The sequence below is a fragment of the Aeromonas sp. S11(2024) genome, assembly GCF_041402345.1.
Lineage (GTDB): Bacteria > Pseudomonadota > Gammaproteobacteria > Enterobacterales > Aeromonadaceae > Aeromonas > Aeromonas veronii.
Genome location: NZ_JBGLRC010000029.1, coordinates 37,448 through 53,333 on the forward strand (window position 1 = coordinate 37,448; position 15,886 = coordinate 53,333).

The 15,886-nt window shown below is 55.1% G+C and carries 8 protein-coding genes; 7 read left to right on the forward strand and 1 reads right to left on the reverse strand.

The genetic code is table 11. The features are described from left to right. Nucleotides 1–12: 12 nt before the first annotated feature. A complete protein-coding gene (gene gltB, locus ACB040_RS17995) occupies nucleotides 13–4,470 on the reverse strand; it encodes a glutamate synthase large subunit (RefSeq protein ID WP_371155844.1) in 4,458 nt (1,485 codons plus the stop codon). 611 nt (nucleotides 4,471–5,081) lie between these two features. On the opposite strand from gltB, the gene ACB040_RS18000 reads away from it, so the two are divergent. The 7 genes from ACB040_RS18000 to ACB040_RS18030 form a co-directional block, all read left to right on the forward strand. Then, nucleotides 5,082–6,011, forward strand: a complete 930-nt coding sequence (locus tag ACB040_RS18000; protein WP_042083735.1) for a TIGR01212 family radical SAM protein — start codon at nucleotides 5,082–5,084, stop codon at nucleotides 6,009–6,011. Nucleotides 6,012–6,388: 377 nt separating this feature from the next. Beyond that, nucleotides 6,389–8,533, forward strand: coding sequence for a type I secretion system permease/ATPase (locus tag ACB040_RS18005; protein ID WP_005350980.1), 2,145 nt, complete (start codon nucleotides 6,389–6,391; stop codon nucleotides 8,531–8,533). Further along, entirely contained in the window at nucleotides 8,526–9,959 is a 1,434-nt protein-coding gene (locus tag ACB040_RS18010; RefSeq protein WP_005350982.1) for an HlyD family type I secretion periplasmic adaptor subunit, read from the forward strand. The genes ACB040_RS18005 and ACB040_RS18010 overlap by 8 nt, the downstream gene beginning before the upstream one ends. A gap of 37 nt (nucleotides 9,960–9,996) precedes the next feature. Continuing rightward, the gene (locus ACB040_RS18015; RefSeq protein WP_103251043.1) at nucleotides 9,997–11,316 is read left to right on the forward strand and encodes a TolC family outer membrane protein; all 1,320 of its coding nucleotides are present in this window, start codon (nucleotides 9,997–9,999) and stop codon (nucleotides 11,314–11,316) included. 135 nt (nucleotides 11,317–11,451) lie between these two features. Further along, nucleotides 11,452–12,204: a transglutaminase-like cysteine peptidase gene (locus ACB040_RS18020; RefSeq protein ID WP_235671900.1), complete on the forward strand. Its 753-nt coding sequence runs from the start codon at nucleotides 11,452–11,454 to the stop codon at nucleotides 12,202–12,204. A gap of 3 nt (nucleotides 12,205–12,207) precedes the next feature. Next, nucleotides 12,208–14,133 carry an EAL domain-containing protein gene (locus tag ACB040_RS18025; RefSeq protein ID WP_042056178.1) on the forward strand — a complete coding sequence of 642 codons (1,926 nt, stop codon included), beginning with the start codon at nucleotides 12,208–12,210 and terminating at the stop codon, nucleotides 14,131–14,133. Nucleotides 14,134–14,398: 265 nt separating this feature from the next. Continuing rightward, on the forward strand, nucleotides 14,399–15,886 hold a 1,488-nt coding region (locus tag ACB040_RS18030; RefSeq protein ID WP_371155840.1), incomplete at its 3' end, for a retention module-containing protein.

A 15,886-nucleotide genomic window follows, 5' to 3' on the forward strand; every position in this document is an offset into this window, starting at 1 on the left:
AGGGTTCCCTCCTTATTGCGCCTGGATTCTGAGTTCTGCACTGGAACGGCTGGTGTGACCCAGCAGCGATTTCACGTCGCTGGACTTGGGTTTGATCAGCCTGAACTTGGGCACATAGGAGTCGAAGTTGGCCAGGATCTCCTCGGCGCGCGAGCTGCCGGTCTCATTGAGGTGCGCCGTGATGATGCCGCGCAGGTGCTCCTGATGGATGGCGAGATCCGCCACGTCCAGCAGTTCCACCAGCTCGGGGTTGGTGCGCTTGGCGAAGTTGCCGCACTCGTCGAGCACGTAGGCAAAGCCGCCGGTCATGCCCGCCGCGAAGTTGACGCCGGTCTGACCGAGCACGGTGACGATGCCGCCGGTCATATATTCACAACCGTTGTCGCCAATTCCCTCGACCACCGCCAGTGCGCCGGAGTTGCGCACCGCGAAACGCTCGCCGGCAGTGCCCGCGGCGTAGAGTTTGCCGCCGGTGGCGCCGTAGAGGCAGGTGTTGCCGATGATGGCGGCTTCATGGGATTTGAACGCCACGCCGACATGGGGCTTGATCACCAGCTTGCCGCCGGTCATCCCCTTGCCCACATAGTCGTTGGCGTCACCGGTGAGGATCATCTCGAGGCCACCCGCGTTCCAGACGCCGAAGCTCTGGCCTGCAGTGCCGTTGAAGTGCACCTTGACCGGATCTGCCGCCATCCCCTGATTGCCGTGACGTTTGACGATCTCGCCCGAGAGACGCGCCCCCACCGAGCGGTCGGTGTTGCGAATGTCGTAGCGGAACTCGCCACCGCTTGAGGTTTCCACCGCTTCCAGCAGATCTTCCACCATTTTCAGGTTGAGCGGCCCCTTGTCGAAGGTGGGGTTGTGCTGCTGGCTGAACAGGCTGGAGCCTGCCGGCGCAACCGGACGGGCCAGAATGCCAGAGAGATCCAGCTTGGCCTGACGGGCGGTGAGGCCGGGCAGGGCTTCCAGCAGATCGGTGCGGCCAATCAGGTCGGTCAGCTGGGTGACGCCGAGCTGGGCCATCAGCTCGCGGGTCTCCTCGGCGATGAACTTGAAGTAGTTCATCACCATCTCCGGCAGACCGGTGAAGTGCTCGCGACGCAGCTTCTCATCCTGAGTGGCAACGCCGGTGGCGCAGTTGTTCAAGTGGCAAATACGCAGGTATTTGCAACCGAGCGCCACCATGGGGCCGGTGCCAAAGCCGAAGCTCTCGGCGCCGAGGATGGCCGCCTTGATGATGTCGAGGCCGGTTTTGAGACCGCCATCCACCTGCAGCCGCACCTTGTGGCGCAGACCGTTGGCGACCAGCGCCTGCTGGGTTTCAGCCAGACCCAGTTCCCACGGGGAGCCGGCATATTTGACCGAGGTGAGGGGGCTCGCGCCAGTGCCGCCGTCATAACCTGAGATGGTGATGAAGTCGGCATAGGCCTTGGCCACGCCGCAGGCGATGGTGCCGACGCCAGGCTCGGAGACCAGTTTCACCGACACCAGACAGCTCGGGTTGATCTGCTTGATGTCGAAGATGAGCTGGGCCAGATCCTCGATGGAGTAGATGTCGTGGTGCGGCGGCGGTGAAATCAGGGTCACGCCGGGCACGGAATAACGCAGCTGGGCGATTTGGGCGGTGACCTTGTCACCGGGCAGCTGGCCCCCTTCACCGGGCTTGGCGCCTTGAGCCACCTTGATCTGCACTACATCGGCGTTCATCAGGTAGTGGGGGGTGACACCGAATCGGCCGGAAGCCACCTGCTTGATGCGGGAGTTCTTCTCGGTACCGAAACGCTTGGGATCTTCGCCACCTTCGCCGGAGTTGCTCTGACCGCCGAGGCGGTTCATGGCGACAGCCAGTGCCTCGTGGGCTTCAGGGCCGAGGGCGCCGATGGACATGGCAGCGGAGTCGAAGCGGGGGAACAACTTGTCGGCTGGCTCAACCTGATCCAGCGCGACCGGATTGTCGACCTTCTTCAGGGCCAGCAGATCGCGCAAGGTGGCAACCGGGCGCTCGTTCACCAGACGGGCGTACTCCTTGTAATCGGCATAGTTGCCGGAGCGCACCGCGGTTTGCAGGGTCTGTACCACGTCCGGGTTGTAGGTGTGGTACTCGCCGCCGTGGACGAACTTGAGCAGGCCGCCATGGGGGAGGGGCTTGCGCACCAGCCAGGCCTGACGGGCCAGATTGTGCTGATCCTGCTGGATGTCGGCAAAATCGGCACCCTGAATACGGCTCGATACGCCGTGGAAGCAGGTATCGACCACAGACTTGGCCAGGCCCACAGCTTCGAACAGCTGGGAGCAGCGGTAGCTGGCGACCGTGCTGATGCCCATCTTGGACATCACCTTGTAGAGCCCCTTGTTGATGCCGTTGCGATAGTTGACCATGGCCTGGCGCAGGGACATGGTGAGCACGCCCTCTTCAACCTGTTTGGCCAGGGTTTCGTAGGCGAGATAGGGGTAGATGGCGGTCGCGCCAAAGCCCAGCAGCACAGAGAAGTGGTGCGGATCGCGGCAGCTTGCAGTCTCCACCAGAATGTTGGCGTCGCAGCGCAGGTTGTTGTCCACCAGGGTGCGCTGCACTGCACCCACCGCCATGGCGGCCGGGATCGGCAGGGTGTCGGCGCTGATATCGCGATCCGACAGCACCAGCAGCACGGTGCCACTCCTGGCAGCAGTTTTGGCCTCGTCGCAGATGCGCACGATGGCCGCTTCCAGCCCCTCTTCGGGCTTGAAGTTGAGGCTGATCACCTGATGGCGGTAGTACTCACCTTCCAGTGCCAGCAGCTGGTGGAAGTCGGAGTAGAGCAGGATCGGCGACTGGAACAGCACCCGGTGGGCGTGGCCGAAGGTCTCGTTGAAGACGTTCTGCTCGCGACCGATACAGGTGGCCAGCGACATCACGTGGTTCTCACGCAGCGGATCGATGGGCGGGTTGGTCACCTGGGCAAACATCTGGCGGAAGTAGTCATAAAGGGTGCGCGGGCCGGAGGAGAGCACCGCCATCGGGGTATCATCCCCCATGGAGCCCACCGCTTCCTGACCATTTTCACCGAGCACCCGGATGATCTGATCCAGCTCCTCGAAGGAGTAGCCAAACAGCTTCTGATAGGTTTTCAGCTGGTTGTCGGAGAACTCGCGGCTACCGGTCTGGCTGTCGTCCATCTGCTCGAAGGGGACCAGTCGGCGGCAATGTTTATCCATCCACTGCTTGTAGGTGTGACGGTTCTTGAGGTCGTCATCGATCTCGAAGCTGGTCCACACCTTGCCGTTGCTGGTATCGACCACGAACAGCTCGCCCGGGCCGACCCGGCCCTTCTCCAGCACTTCGTCCGGGGTGTAGTCCCAGGTGCCGACTTCTGAGGCGAGGGTAATGAACTTGTCCTTAGTGATGACGTAGCGGGCCGGACGCAGACCGTTGCGATCAAGTGCGCAGGTGGCGTAGCGACCATCGGTCATGACGATACCGGCCGGGCCGTCCCACGGCTCCATGTGCATGGAGTTGAAGTCGTAGAAGGCGCGCAGGTCGTCATCCATGTTCGGGTGCTTTTGCCATGCTGGCGGGATCAACAGGCGCATGGCGCGGAACAGGTCCATGCCACCGGCGAGGAAGAGATCCAGCATGTTGTCGAGACTGGAGGAATCCGACCCCGTGGTGTTGACGAAGGGGGCCGCTTCCTGCAAATCGGGAATGAGCGGCGTCGCAAACTTGTAGCTGCGCGCTTTGGCCCACTGGCGGTTGCCGGCGATGGTGTTGATCTCGCCGTTGTGGGCCAGATAGCGAAACGGCTGCGCCAGCGGCCAGCGCGGGCTGGTGTTGGTGGAGAAGCGCTGGTGGAAGACGCAGATGGCCGCCTGCATACGGATGTCGGCGAGATCCAGATAGAAGCGCGGCAAGTCCACCGGCATGCACAGCCCTTTATAGACGGTGACCAGGTTGGAGAGGCTGACCACATAGAAGTAGTCGTCGTTGACGCGCTTTTCGATGCGGCGACGCACGATATAGAGGCGGCGCTCGAGATCCTTGTCGACCCAGCCGGGCGGGGCGTTGACAAAGACCTGTTCAATGCTGGGTAGGGAGGCTTTTGCGATGGTACCCAGTACGTTGGTATCGACGGGCACCTTGCGCCAGCCGACCAGACTCAGGGTCTCTTTTTCCAGCTCTTCGTCGATGATGTCGCGGGTCTGCTGGGCCAATACGGGGTCAGGGTTGAGAAACAGCATGCCGACCGCATAGTTGCGGCCAAGGTGCCATCCCTTCTCCTCGGCGACAGCTCTGAAGAAGCTGTCCGGTTTTTGCAGCAGCAGACCGCAACCATCGCCGGTCTTGCCATCGGCGGAGATCCCTCCGCGGTGCTGCATGCGAGCCAATGCTGACATCGCGAGACGGACAAGCTTGTGGCTGGCTTCCCCTTCCATGTGGGCCAACAGGCCGAAGCCACAGTTATCCCTCTCCAGCTTTGGATCATATAGTGACATTGCATTTCTCCCTTGCTCGGCCTTGTATCGCACAGTCATCACCTGACTGCATAAATTGCGATTGGCTCTTGTGGTTCCGTCTGCCTGACGTGGCGAATCTCCAAACTAATGGGATTTTCTGGCGAGGTCAATCGCAGGTCAGGTTTGTCTTCATGGTTACATTCGCATAACAAAATGTCGGGTTAGGGGGATTAGCTCGCAGTTATGGAGTGTTTATTCTGTATGGTTTGATTTTATTGGTTAAATATATCGCCATTGACGGGCTCAATGGTGCGCTCGGCGACGATGGGCGAATGTAGTAATTTTACCAACCAGATGTGGCCGACAGCGGAAGGGATCACATTTTCAATATCCCATGCTTGCAATTGTGTGCTGTCGGGTCTCTTTGGATTTTTCATTGTTCAACAGTGGGTTATCAGGTCTCATTTTCATATGGATGTTTACTGTTTGAATCGTCAAAGAACTGCAAAAATCCTTTTTTTGCGCTTTTTCTCTATATTTATTCAAAATTGGTCGGGTATTTATATGTTTTACCCTCTCCGCTAGCTTGATCCAGCTCAGCCCCTGTTTTGCGCAAGCTCGTACAATGGCGCTCCTTTAGCGGAGGTGTCATGCAGTTACACGAACTCGTCAATACATTCGGTCAGGATCTCAAGCAGCGTCATGGTCAGAAGATCCACAAACTCTCCATCCACGGGGCCTTCACCTGCCCGAACCGTGACGGCACCCTGGGCCGTGGTGGCTGCACCTTCTGCAACGTATCCTCTTTTGCCGACGAGTCGGCCCAACAACTCTCCGTGGTGCAACAATTGCTGGCTCGCCGGGACGAAGTCACCCGTGCAAAGCGCTATCTTGCCTATTTTCAGGCCTATACCAGCACCTATGCCGAGGTCGAATATCTGCAGCGGATGTATGAAGAGGCGCTGTCGGTGAGCGATATGGTGGGGCTCTGCGTGGGCACTCGCCCCGATTGCGTGCCGGATGCGGTGCTGGATCTGTTGGCGGGCTATCAGGCCCGGGGTTACGAGGTGTGGCTGGAGCTCGGGCTGCAAAGCGCTAACGACAAGACTCTGCAACGGATCAACCGCGGCCATGGTTATGCCGCCTATGAGGATGCGGTAAGACGTGCCCATCAGCGCGGCATCAAGGTATGTGCTCATCTGATCGTCGGCCTGCCGGGGGAGGTGCCGATGGACAGCCTCGATACCCTGCATCGTATCGTTGAGACCGGTGTTGAGGGGATCAAGTTGCATCCGCTTCATGTGGTTGAGGGTAGTACTCTTGGCAAGGCATGGCAGGCGGGGCGCCTTGAGGTATTGACGCTGGAGCAGTATGTGGAAGCGGCCGTTGCCATGATCCAGCACACGCCGCCCGAGGTGGTGTATCACCGGATTTCGGCCTCCGCGCGCCGTCCAACCCTGTTGGCGCCAGCCTGGTGTGAAAATCGCTGGACGGCCATGGCGGATATTGCCAAAGCACTCTCATTGAACGGCCCGCAAGGTCACGCGTTGGGCAGACCCTTCATACTTCCTGACCTATAATTGAGCGCCAGATTATTATTTTCACGTAAAACATAGGGTTATATAAAAAACTTCATACCCTAAACTATAGTTTTGGTACGTGCCGGTTGATATAGTGGTGCGCCATAATAAATGTCATTATCAATTAACTCCGACATTCACCCTGGTTGCAGTGTTAGCATGGTGTTGATGAGCCGATTATTTTTACCAATAACGAATCATGCCACCATTGCTGCTGTGCCGGGAAATTGGCGATGAGTGTCGCGATCTATCTGGACAGGTTTATCCCCTGATCAGTCTTATCAGCGGGAAGGCCACTCGGTTTTAGCGTGGCTATAGCAGGGAAATATGAGCGATGAACGCTCTTATCTACCTCATTTATGCAGTGACAGGATGCTATGCAAGCAGAAACAAGTCGTATTGATGAGTTATTGGAGTGTCTGGTCTTCTTGACCCGTTTTTATGGTGTGCCCAATAGTCAGGATGCCCTGACGACTGGGTTGCCACTGGTCTCCGGACGCCTGACAACCGCACTCTTTTGCCGTGCTGCCGAGCGGGGCGGGTTATCCGCCCGTGAAGTGATACAGCCACTGGCCGATATTTCTCCCTTGCTGCTGCCTTGTGTATTGCAGATGCGCAGTGGTGGTGCCTGCATTTTGCTGGAGTGGAACGAAGATCGCAGCCAGGGGAAAGTGATTTTCCCGCAGGCCGGTGATGCCGCGCAATGGCTGACCGCAGCCCAATTGGGTGATGAGTATCTGGGACGCCTCTTCTATGTAAAGAAGCAGTTCAAGTTTGACGAGCGCTCGCCCAAGGTACTGGAAACCCGTGATGGACACTGGTTCTGGAGCACCTTGTTCGAATCCCGCGGCATCTATCGCGATGTGCTGATCGCCTCCATTCTGATCAACCTGTTTGCCATCGCCAGTCCTCTTTTCACCATGAACGTCTATGACAAGATTGTGCCCAATCTGGCGTTTGATTCGCTCTGGGTGCTGGCTGTCGGGGCTATGGTGGTCTTTACCTTCGATTTTGTGATGCGGCAGTTGCGCAGTTACTTTATCGACATTGCCGGTAAAAAGTCTGATGTGCTGCTGTCCGCCAAGATTTTCGCCAAGGTGATGGGTATGCGGATGGAATCTCGTCCCGCTTCCACCGGTGCTTTCGCCAAACATCTGCAGGAATTTGAGTCGGTGCGGGAGTTTTTCACCTCCGCAACGGTTTCTACTCTTATCGATCTCCCCTTTGCCGTCTTCTTCCTTTTTATTATCTGGATGTTTGCAGGCGTAATGGTGGTGGTTCCCATCGTCGCCATGCTGATCCTCATCGCCTACAGCTTCTATATTCAGGAGCCTCTCAAGCAGTCCATCGAAGAGGGGTCACGCCTTGCGTCCCAGAAGAACGCCAACCTGATTGAAAGTATTTCCGGGCTGGAAACCGTCAAGATTTTCGGCGCCGAGAGCATGTTCCAGCATCGCTGGGAACAGGCCGTCTCCCATATTTCCACCTGGGGCGTACAGACCCGCCGCATTACCAACTCCATGTCCTCGCTGGCCAGCTATATCCAGCAGGTGGTGACGGTCGGTCTGGTGATCGTCGGTGTTTACCAGATCTCCGAAGGTTTGGTCACCATGGGGGGCATGATTGCCGCCGTGATGCTCTCCAGCCGCGCCATTGCGCCCATGGTGCAACTCTCCGTGTTGTCGACCCGTTATAACCAGGCCAAGTCAGCACTGGATATTCTGGAAAAAATCATGCAAACCCCGGGAGAGCAGGAGGAGGGCAAGCAATATATCCATCATCCGGTGATTGCCGGTCGCATTGAATTTGAAAATGTCTCCTTCAAATATCCGGGAATGGAAACCAGCACCCTGCACAATATCAATTTGCGCATTCAGCCGGGCGAAAAAGTGGCGATTATCGGCCGGATTGGGGCGGGTAAAACGACCCTCGAGAAGCTGTTGATGGGGTTGTATCGACCGACCGATGGTTCGGTACGTATCGACGGTTTTGAACTTGATCAACTGCCGCCTGCGGTGATCCGTCGCAATATCGGCTGTGTTCCGCAAGATGTCATTCTCTTTTTCGGATCTGTGCGGGACAACATCATGCTGGGTAATCCGCTGGTGGATGATGTGAGAGTCTTGCGCGCCGCCAAGCGGGCGGGTGTCACCAACTTTACCAACAGGGATCCCAACGGGCTGGATCGGCAGATAGGTGAGGGTGGCCGTCAGCTCTCCGGTGGTCAGCGTCAGTCGATCCTGCTGGCACGCGCCCTGCTCAATGATCCCCCCATTCTGGTGATGGATGAGCCGACCTCCAACATGGACAACCAGTCCGAGATGCAGGTCAAACAGGAGCTCGCCAGACTGGGCCCGGAAACCACATTGATCCTCATCACTCACAAAACCTCGATGCTGGATGTGGCATCGCGAGTGATCGTTATCGAGCAGGGGCAGATCGTTGCTGATGGCCCCAAAGAGGTGGTGTTGCAGCAGTTGAAGGAAGGCAAGGTGCGCGTGCAGGAGGTGTCCCATGGTTAAGGGGCTCATGGACTGGTTCAAGCGCAGCAAAAAGACGCCTTCCGGCGAGGTATTGCCAGCACCCGAGCATCTGGAGTTTGTCGATGACGGCGCGGCAGCTGTACTGCTGACCACGCCGACCGGAGCTCGTATCCTGCTATGGTGCTGTTTCCTCTTTTTCATGAGTGCCATCGTCTGGGCGGCCTGGGCCGAACTGGATGAAGTCACTGTTGGTCAGGGCAAGGTTATTCCGTCCCGTCAGCTGCAGGTGATACAGAACCTGGAAGGGGGGATCGTCAAAGAGATCTTCGTCAAAGAGGGGGACATCGTCGAGAAGGGGCAGCCGCTGCTGCGTATTGATGACACCCGTTTCCGCTCCGACTTTAGAGAACGGGAGCAAGAGGTAGTCACCCTGAAGGGGGATGTGGCCCGTCTGCGCGCCGAGATGGCCAGCGTCGAGGTGAAAAACGACCCAGCGTTAGGGTGGCGTGAACAGGTCGTGGTGGGTGAAGCGCCAATCCAGTTTCCCGATGGTTATGAAACTGTCTTTGCCGAATACGCACACCGTGAGCGGTCTGTACAGCGGGATCGCCTCAATAACCTGAAGAACCAGCTCTATATTCTTGGTCAGCAAATCGAACAGAAAGAGCAGGAGCTGATTGAACTGAATGCCAAGATCCGCACCGTGAATCGCAGTGTGGATTTGGCCAGACAGGAACTGAATATTAGCCGTCCGTTGGCGAAAGAAGGTATAGTGCCTCAAGTGGAGCTGATCAAGCTTGAGCGGCAGGTCAACGAGATGCAGGGGGAGCTGGAGAGCAACCGTCTGCTGATCCCAAAACTCAATTCGGTACTGCGTGAGACCATCTCCAAGCGTAATGATATTGCGTTGAAGTTCAGAGCAGATTCCCAGACTGAACTGAATGAGAAACAGGGGCGGCTTGGCCAGTTATCAGAAGGGCAGGTTGGCTTGCGAGACAGGGTAGACCGGACCAGCGTGATTGCACCGCTCAAGGGCACCATCAAGAAGCTCAAGATCAACACCCTGGGCGGCGTGGTTCAGCCCGGTATGGATTTGATGGAGATTGTGCCGCTGGAGGATACCTTGCTGGTAGAAGCCAAGGTGTCACCGAAAGATATCGCTTTCCTGCGACCGGGGCTGGATGCCATCGTCAAAATTACTGCCTACGACTTTACAATCTATGGAGGATTGCATGGCAAGGTTGAACAGATAAGTGCGGATTCGATCCAGGATGAGGAGGGGAACTCCTTTTATCTGGTTCGGGTTCGGACAGAGAAGAGTTACTTGGGCGATGAGCTTAACGCACTTCCCATCATCCCCGGTATGTTAGCCAGTGCTGATATCATTACTGGTAAAAAAAGTGTCCTAGACTATTTGCTTAAGCCGATTTTACGGGCAAAGCAGTCGGCACTGAGAGAACGATAAGCCAACAATCTAAAAACAAAACATGACTGGAGATAACATGAAAAAAACGATTGTTGCCATGCTGGTCAGTGGCTGCATCCTGATCCCGAGTTTGGGTCAGGCCCAGACTCTGGAAGAGTCGGTGGCACAGACACTTGCTACGCATCCCAAGATCAAGGAAGCGTTTGATCTGTATCAGGCACGACTCTATCAGCATGATGGAGCCAAGGGTGGCTATTATCCTACGATCGATCTGCGTGGTGGCGTAGGCTATGAAAAAACTGATAGCCCTACAACTCGTGCTCCTGGGTTCAGGGGCGATGATTCACTGACGCGTAAAGAAGCCGGACTCAGTCTGCGGCAAATGTTGTTTGATGGCTTTGATGTCAGCAACAACGTCTCCAGAACCGAAGCTGAAGCCAATGCCCAGCGTCTGGCGATGATCTCCGAAGCTGAAAATACCGCGCTGCGAGTAGCTGAGGTCTACCTCAATATGCTGCGCCAGCAGGAGATTCTGGAGCTTTCCAAACAAAACCTGGAAACCCACGAACAGATCCGCAGCGACATCAGCAAGCGGACTGATTCAGGGCTTGGCTCTACTGCGGATCAGACCCAGATTGAAGGTCGTGTTGCCAGGGCCTATTCAAATCAGGCTGCGGCTGAAAACAACTATCGCGACGCAGAGAGTGAATTTATTCGTGTCGTGAACGAGGTACCCAAAGATCTGGTTCAGCCGGTTCCCAATACCGAGCTTATACCGACAAGCCTCGATAGTGCGCTGAAAACAGCGACCGAAGTCCATCCGACCTTGCTCTCTTCCTTGCAGGATATCGAAGCGGCCAAGTATCAGCATGAAGGTGCCAAATCCGGTTTCTACCCCAATGTGACATTCGAGGTCGATCAGAACTGGAATGAGGATATCGATGCGGTCAAAGGGCGAAACGATGATCTGACCGCAATGGTGCGGATGCGTTACAACCTGTTCCGTGGCGGCTCTGATGTGGCAGAGAGCAATGCAACATCGGCGCTTTACTCTCAGGCGAAAGACATTCATTTGAATGCGTTCCGCCAGGTGGAGGAAGGCACTCGTCTGGCCTGGAACGCGAAAGAGTCGCTGGCCAAGCAGAAGACCTTCCTGAAAGAGCATGTTGACGCCAGCTATGACACCGTGCAGGCATACAAGAAGCAGTTTGGGTTGGGTCAACGGACATTGCTGGACGTATTGAACACCGAGAACGAACTGTTCGAGGCGCGTCGCAGCTACATTACTGCCGAGTATGATGCACTGCTGGCGGACTATCGCATTCTCAACGCGACAGGTAGCCTGCTCAATGCATTTAGCGTCAAACAACCCGCTGAATGGCAGGCTAGGCAATAACCGTTTGCCCATGATCCCGCTGGGATCATGAACGCCAACATGGTGACTGCTGCTGGCAGTCACCATGTTTGGCTAAAGCAGATGGTTGCACGGGCTTTGAGGAGTGCAGCAGCAATAATGCAGCAGGAATATGACGTGACACTCCAGCGCGGAACCGGCGGCAGATGGGGTTATCTTCTTAATGAATGGAGATACCGATCCTTACGCGCTCTGCGCCACTCCTTATGGATCCTGCTGTTACCCTTCTCACTTCTGCTCTGTGCCAGTCAGCCTCTGCCACAGGAAGATCTCAACTTGATCAAACGGGCGGAGCAGACCTATGGCGCCAGAGCCGGCAAGCGTGTAACTAGTTGGCGTATGCTGGTCATGGAGACGAAGGGCAGGGCCCTGAGCGAAGAAAAAAAGCTTGAGCGAGTAAATAATTTTTTCAATCGGATGCGTTTTATTGACGATATCAAGTTGTGGCGCAAAAAGGATTATTGGGCAACCCCGCTAGAATTTTTGGGAGCCGCTGGGGGAGACTGTGAAGATTTCAGTATCGCCAAATACTCTACGCTGCTCGAGCTTGGGATCCCGGATGATAAAATGCGGATGGTGTACGTTAAGGCTCTTGATTACAACCAGTTTCACATGGTGGTGGCATATTATGAGACACCCTCTTCCGTTCCGGTTATTTTGGATAATTTGATAGGCTCGATTCGCCCAGCCACACAGCGGCGTGATCTGGTGCCTATTTACAGTTTTAACGGTAGTCACTTGTGGTTGATGAAGGCACGAGGCCAAGGGGAACTGGCTGGTCAATCATCCCGCTTGGGATTATGGAATGATTTACGCAATCGCATGACCTCGGGGCGATTGGCTCGGCCAGTGGTGAATTTGGATGATTAACCTATGACGCTCTATCGACAGTTATTAGCCACCATGCTGCTGCTGTTTGGATTGTTATTTGCGGCCACATACTGGGTGCAATTCAATTCAACCCGCACTTATCTGGCGCAGCAACAGGAAACAACGGTCATCAATACGGCAACCTCGCTGGGGCTTGCGCTCACCCCCTATCTGGAAAACGGTGACAAGGTCGGTGCCGAGTCGGTGATCCAGGCCATTTTTGATGGTGGCTATTATCGACTGGTTCGCCTTGATCTGCTGGCATCAAAGGATGTCATCGAGCAGGAAAATACCAACAATATTCAGGGGGTACCGCGGTGGTTTGTAAATTTGGGACTGTTTCCTGAGGTATCCAACGAGTCAATTCTGACGTCTGGCTGGTTGCAGCTTGGAAAATTAAAAGTAGTGGGTCACCCCGGCCAGGCTTATTACGAGTTGTGGCGGGGGATGAGCGAGCTGGCGAGCTGGTTTCTGGTCGGCTTTTTGATCACCACAATTTTGTTGATGAGAGCACTCAACTACTTGCTCAAGCCACTCAAACAGATCTGTGATCAAGCCGTCGAGATTGAGCTGCACCATTTCGGTCATACGATCCCGGAGCCTAAAACCCATGAATTGAAGCAGGTCGTTCAGGCGATCAACACCCTCTCAAGCAAGTTGGCGTTGCAGTTCAAAGAGCAAGCCGATGAGGCCGAGAAATTGCGTGAGCGGGTTTATGTCGATGCCGTGTCAGGGCTTGGCAACCGAGCCTATTTTGTGGGTCAGGTAAACGCATGGATAGCGGAGGCTGGCCAAGGTGGCGTCATGCTGGTTGCGGTCGACATGCTGGATGATATCTATCGCGATGAAGGCTTTGCTGCCCGCGACAACATGGTCAAATCGATAGCTCAGGCTTTGAAAGAGCAATTAAAAGGGTGGGATGGCGCAGCCTTGGCACGGATCTCCGCGACGGAATATGCGCTGCTCTGTCCAACTGACGATCTGACTCAGCTAAAAGAGCTGGCTGAAGTGATTAATAGCCGCATTGCCGATCTGGTGGTGAATCCAATGGGCGAAGGGGATGCGCTCTCCGTCATCGGTATTGCAGGTCGTGATGGTAATGATGATCTCTCTGCCTTGTTGACCAAAGCCGATAATGCGCTTGGCAAGGCGCGCAATGAACGCCGTGGTGCTGTGGTGATGGAAGGGGGGACCGAACAAGGTTTGATGGGGCGTTTGGCCTGGCGAGATTTGGTACAAGATGCCATTTCACGACAACTTTGGCGCTTCAAAGCCCAACCAGCTTGCCGGTTTGATAATGGAGCAAGGTTGCATGCCGAGCTGTTTGCTTCTATCTCTCGGGATGGCACTGATTATTTTGCAGGTCAGTTCTTGCCCGCGATTGAACAGTTCAAATTGGGTGGTGAGTTTGACCAAGCGGTGCTTGATGCTTGCGTTCCATTACTGCAAAAACAGTCTGATCTGGTACTGGCGATCAACATCACTGCTGGCTCGCTCTGCTCGGATGAATTTTTAACCTGGCTGACGCGCTATCTGACCGAGCATGCAGAGCTCAAAGAGCGGTTGTTATTTGAAATACCTGAAGCTGCCATCATGAAACATAAAGACAACGTGGCTGCGTTGGTTGGCACCTTGCAAGCTCATGGCTTCCAGTGGGGGGTTGACCACTATGGTCGTCACTTCCAGTCTCTGGGCTATCTGGAGGAGCTGTCGCCGGCTTATGTCAAGGTCGATCACGGTTATACCAGTCAGGTCATGGAGCCGGGGGCTGACACCTCATTCCTGGCTGCAGTGTGTCGCGCCGCACACAATGCCGGTGTGACCACCATTGCGACCCGTGTCGAGGATCAACATCAAGTGGAACTGCTTTCCAAGTTGCATATCGATGGTTATCAGGGATTTGTTCACCCTGCCTTTCCGTTGTCTTGAATTAGACGCAATGAAATGGCCCCGAATGGGGTCATTTTTATATCTATCAATTCTCTTTTCTCCATCTTTATATAATCAAAGTACGCGCGGCGCTGAATGAAGCTATTCGTAGTGTGCTGATTTATATTGAAAAAACTCAACTTTTCGATTTATTTCCGTGTATCTGTTCGATGCTGAGCGAAATGCATACATATTTGCAACGGAACAGAACGCTATCTCCTTCTACGGTATAGACATCAAGATCTGTCACGTTGGAGCAATGGATATGCGTACCCAAATTATCGACAAGTCCGTGGTTGTCTCAGCCGTCGAAGGCAATGTGGAGATTGTGCTGGCTGATGGAAGCAGCCGCCCTCTGCAAAAAGGTGAAATCCTCCAACCCGGAGCCAAGTTGACCATAGCGGACGATGCCAAGCTGGCACTTTCCCCTTATGACGATACACCTGCACAGAATTCAGCTTCGGGTTCCGAGTCGGTTGAACCAGGTCAACCGCAAGGGGCTTCGCCCACCGAAGGTGCCCCTGCCGATATTGCCGCATTGCAGCAATCGATTTTGCAAGGTGTGGATCCTACTCAGAATTTTGAGGCTTCTGCCGCTGGTGGTGCTCCTGCTGCCGGTGGTGGTGGCGGTATTGGAGGCGTAGCCGGAGCGAGTGGTAATGGTGGCTTTGTCACTATCGATCGAACTGGTGATGCTACGATAGCGGCTGCAGGGTTTGATACCACCTACGATACGGCGGCTGTCATCAATGAAAATCAGGCCGAAGATTTAATTCTTGAGAATCAGCTTGATGATTTGGGTGAAACCGTCGTGACTCTCGAAGACTCTCAGGTCAGCGGGAATCTGCTCGAAAATAGCACCAATCCAGATGGACCTGCTGATGCCTCTATCGTTTCATATGACTGGGGTATCAATATCGGAGTCCCTGCCGGTGTTGCTGCCACCATTACCGGAGTGGGCACGCTGATCATCAATCCGGATGGGAGCTATACCTTTACTCCGGCTCCTAACTATGATGGTGCAGTTCCGCCGGTGAACTATCAGGTAACTGATGGCCAGGATACAGTGACTTCAACACTCGTTATCTCCATTACTCCGGTAGATGAGGCGGTAGGCCTTGATGGGCTGACTCTGGAAGGGGGAGAGGTGTTGGTCAGTGATGCCAACTTGGCCGACGGTTCGGCACCTAATGCTGCCGCGTTAACTCAAAGTGGGGTGTTTACTTTTAATGCCCCTGATGGTGTGCAAACGCTGGCAATCGGGGCGATCCAGTTGATCAGCAATGGCACCGTGGTTGCTCTGCCTGTATCCATTGAGACACCGCTTGGCAATGGATTGCAAATCACCGCAATAACCTACGATCCCGTTACCGGTAACGGCAGTGTCTCCTACAGCTATACCCTCCTTGATAATGAAGCTCATCAACAACCCGCTTCTGACCTGCAATTGGGTGAGAGCCTAACGGTGACCTTGACCGATGATGACGGTGATACAACCAGCGCAACGCTGGATATCGTTGTGCTGGATGACGTACCGGTGCTGCAGCAAGAAGGTAGCAGCGACACGGTTAATGTGGACGAGGATGACTTGCTGAAATCGCGTGGTGAGGGTGAGTCAGAGGGTAATGACGTTGGTGAGCGTGAGCCGTTATCAGTCACAGGCAACATAGTGGACAACGTTGCCTGGGGTGCGGACGGCTTTGGCAAGGTGACTGGTGTGAGCTGGAGCGGTGGCATGGCCACCATTGATGAA

Coding starts and splice junctions, on each gene's coding strand:
- ACB040_RS18025 (WP_042056178.1), top strand. CDS start 12,208: ATGACGCTCTATCGACAGTTATTAGCCACCATGCTGCTGCTGTTTGGA.
- gltB (WP_371155844.1), bottom strand. CDS start 4,470: ATGTCACTATATGATCCAAAGCTGGAGAGGGATAACTGTGGCTTCGGC.
- ACB040_RS18015 (WP_103251043.1), top strand. CDS start 9,997: ATGAAAAAAACGATTGTTGCCATGCTGGTCAGTGGCTGCATCCTGATC.
- ACB040_RS18005 (WP_005350980.1), top strand. CDS start 6,389: ATGCAAGCAGAAACAAGTCGTATTGATGAGTTATTGGAGTGTCTGGTC.
- ACB040_RS18010 (WP_005350982.1), top strand. CDS start 8,526: ATGGTTAAGGGGCTCATGGACTGGTTCAAGCGCAGCAAAAAGACGCCT.
- ACB040_RS18000 (WP_042083735.1), top strand. CDS start 5,082: ATGCAGTTACACGAACTCGTCAATACATTCGGTCAGGATCTCAAGCAG.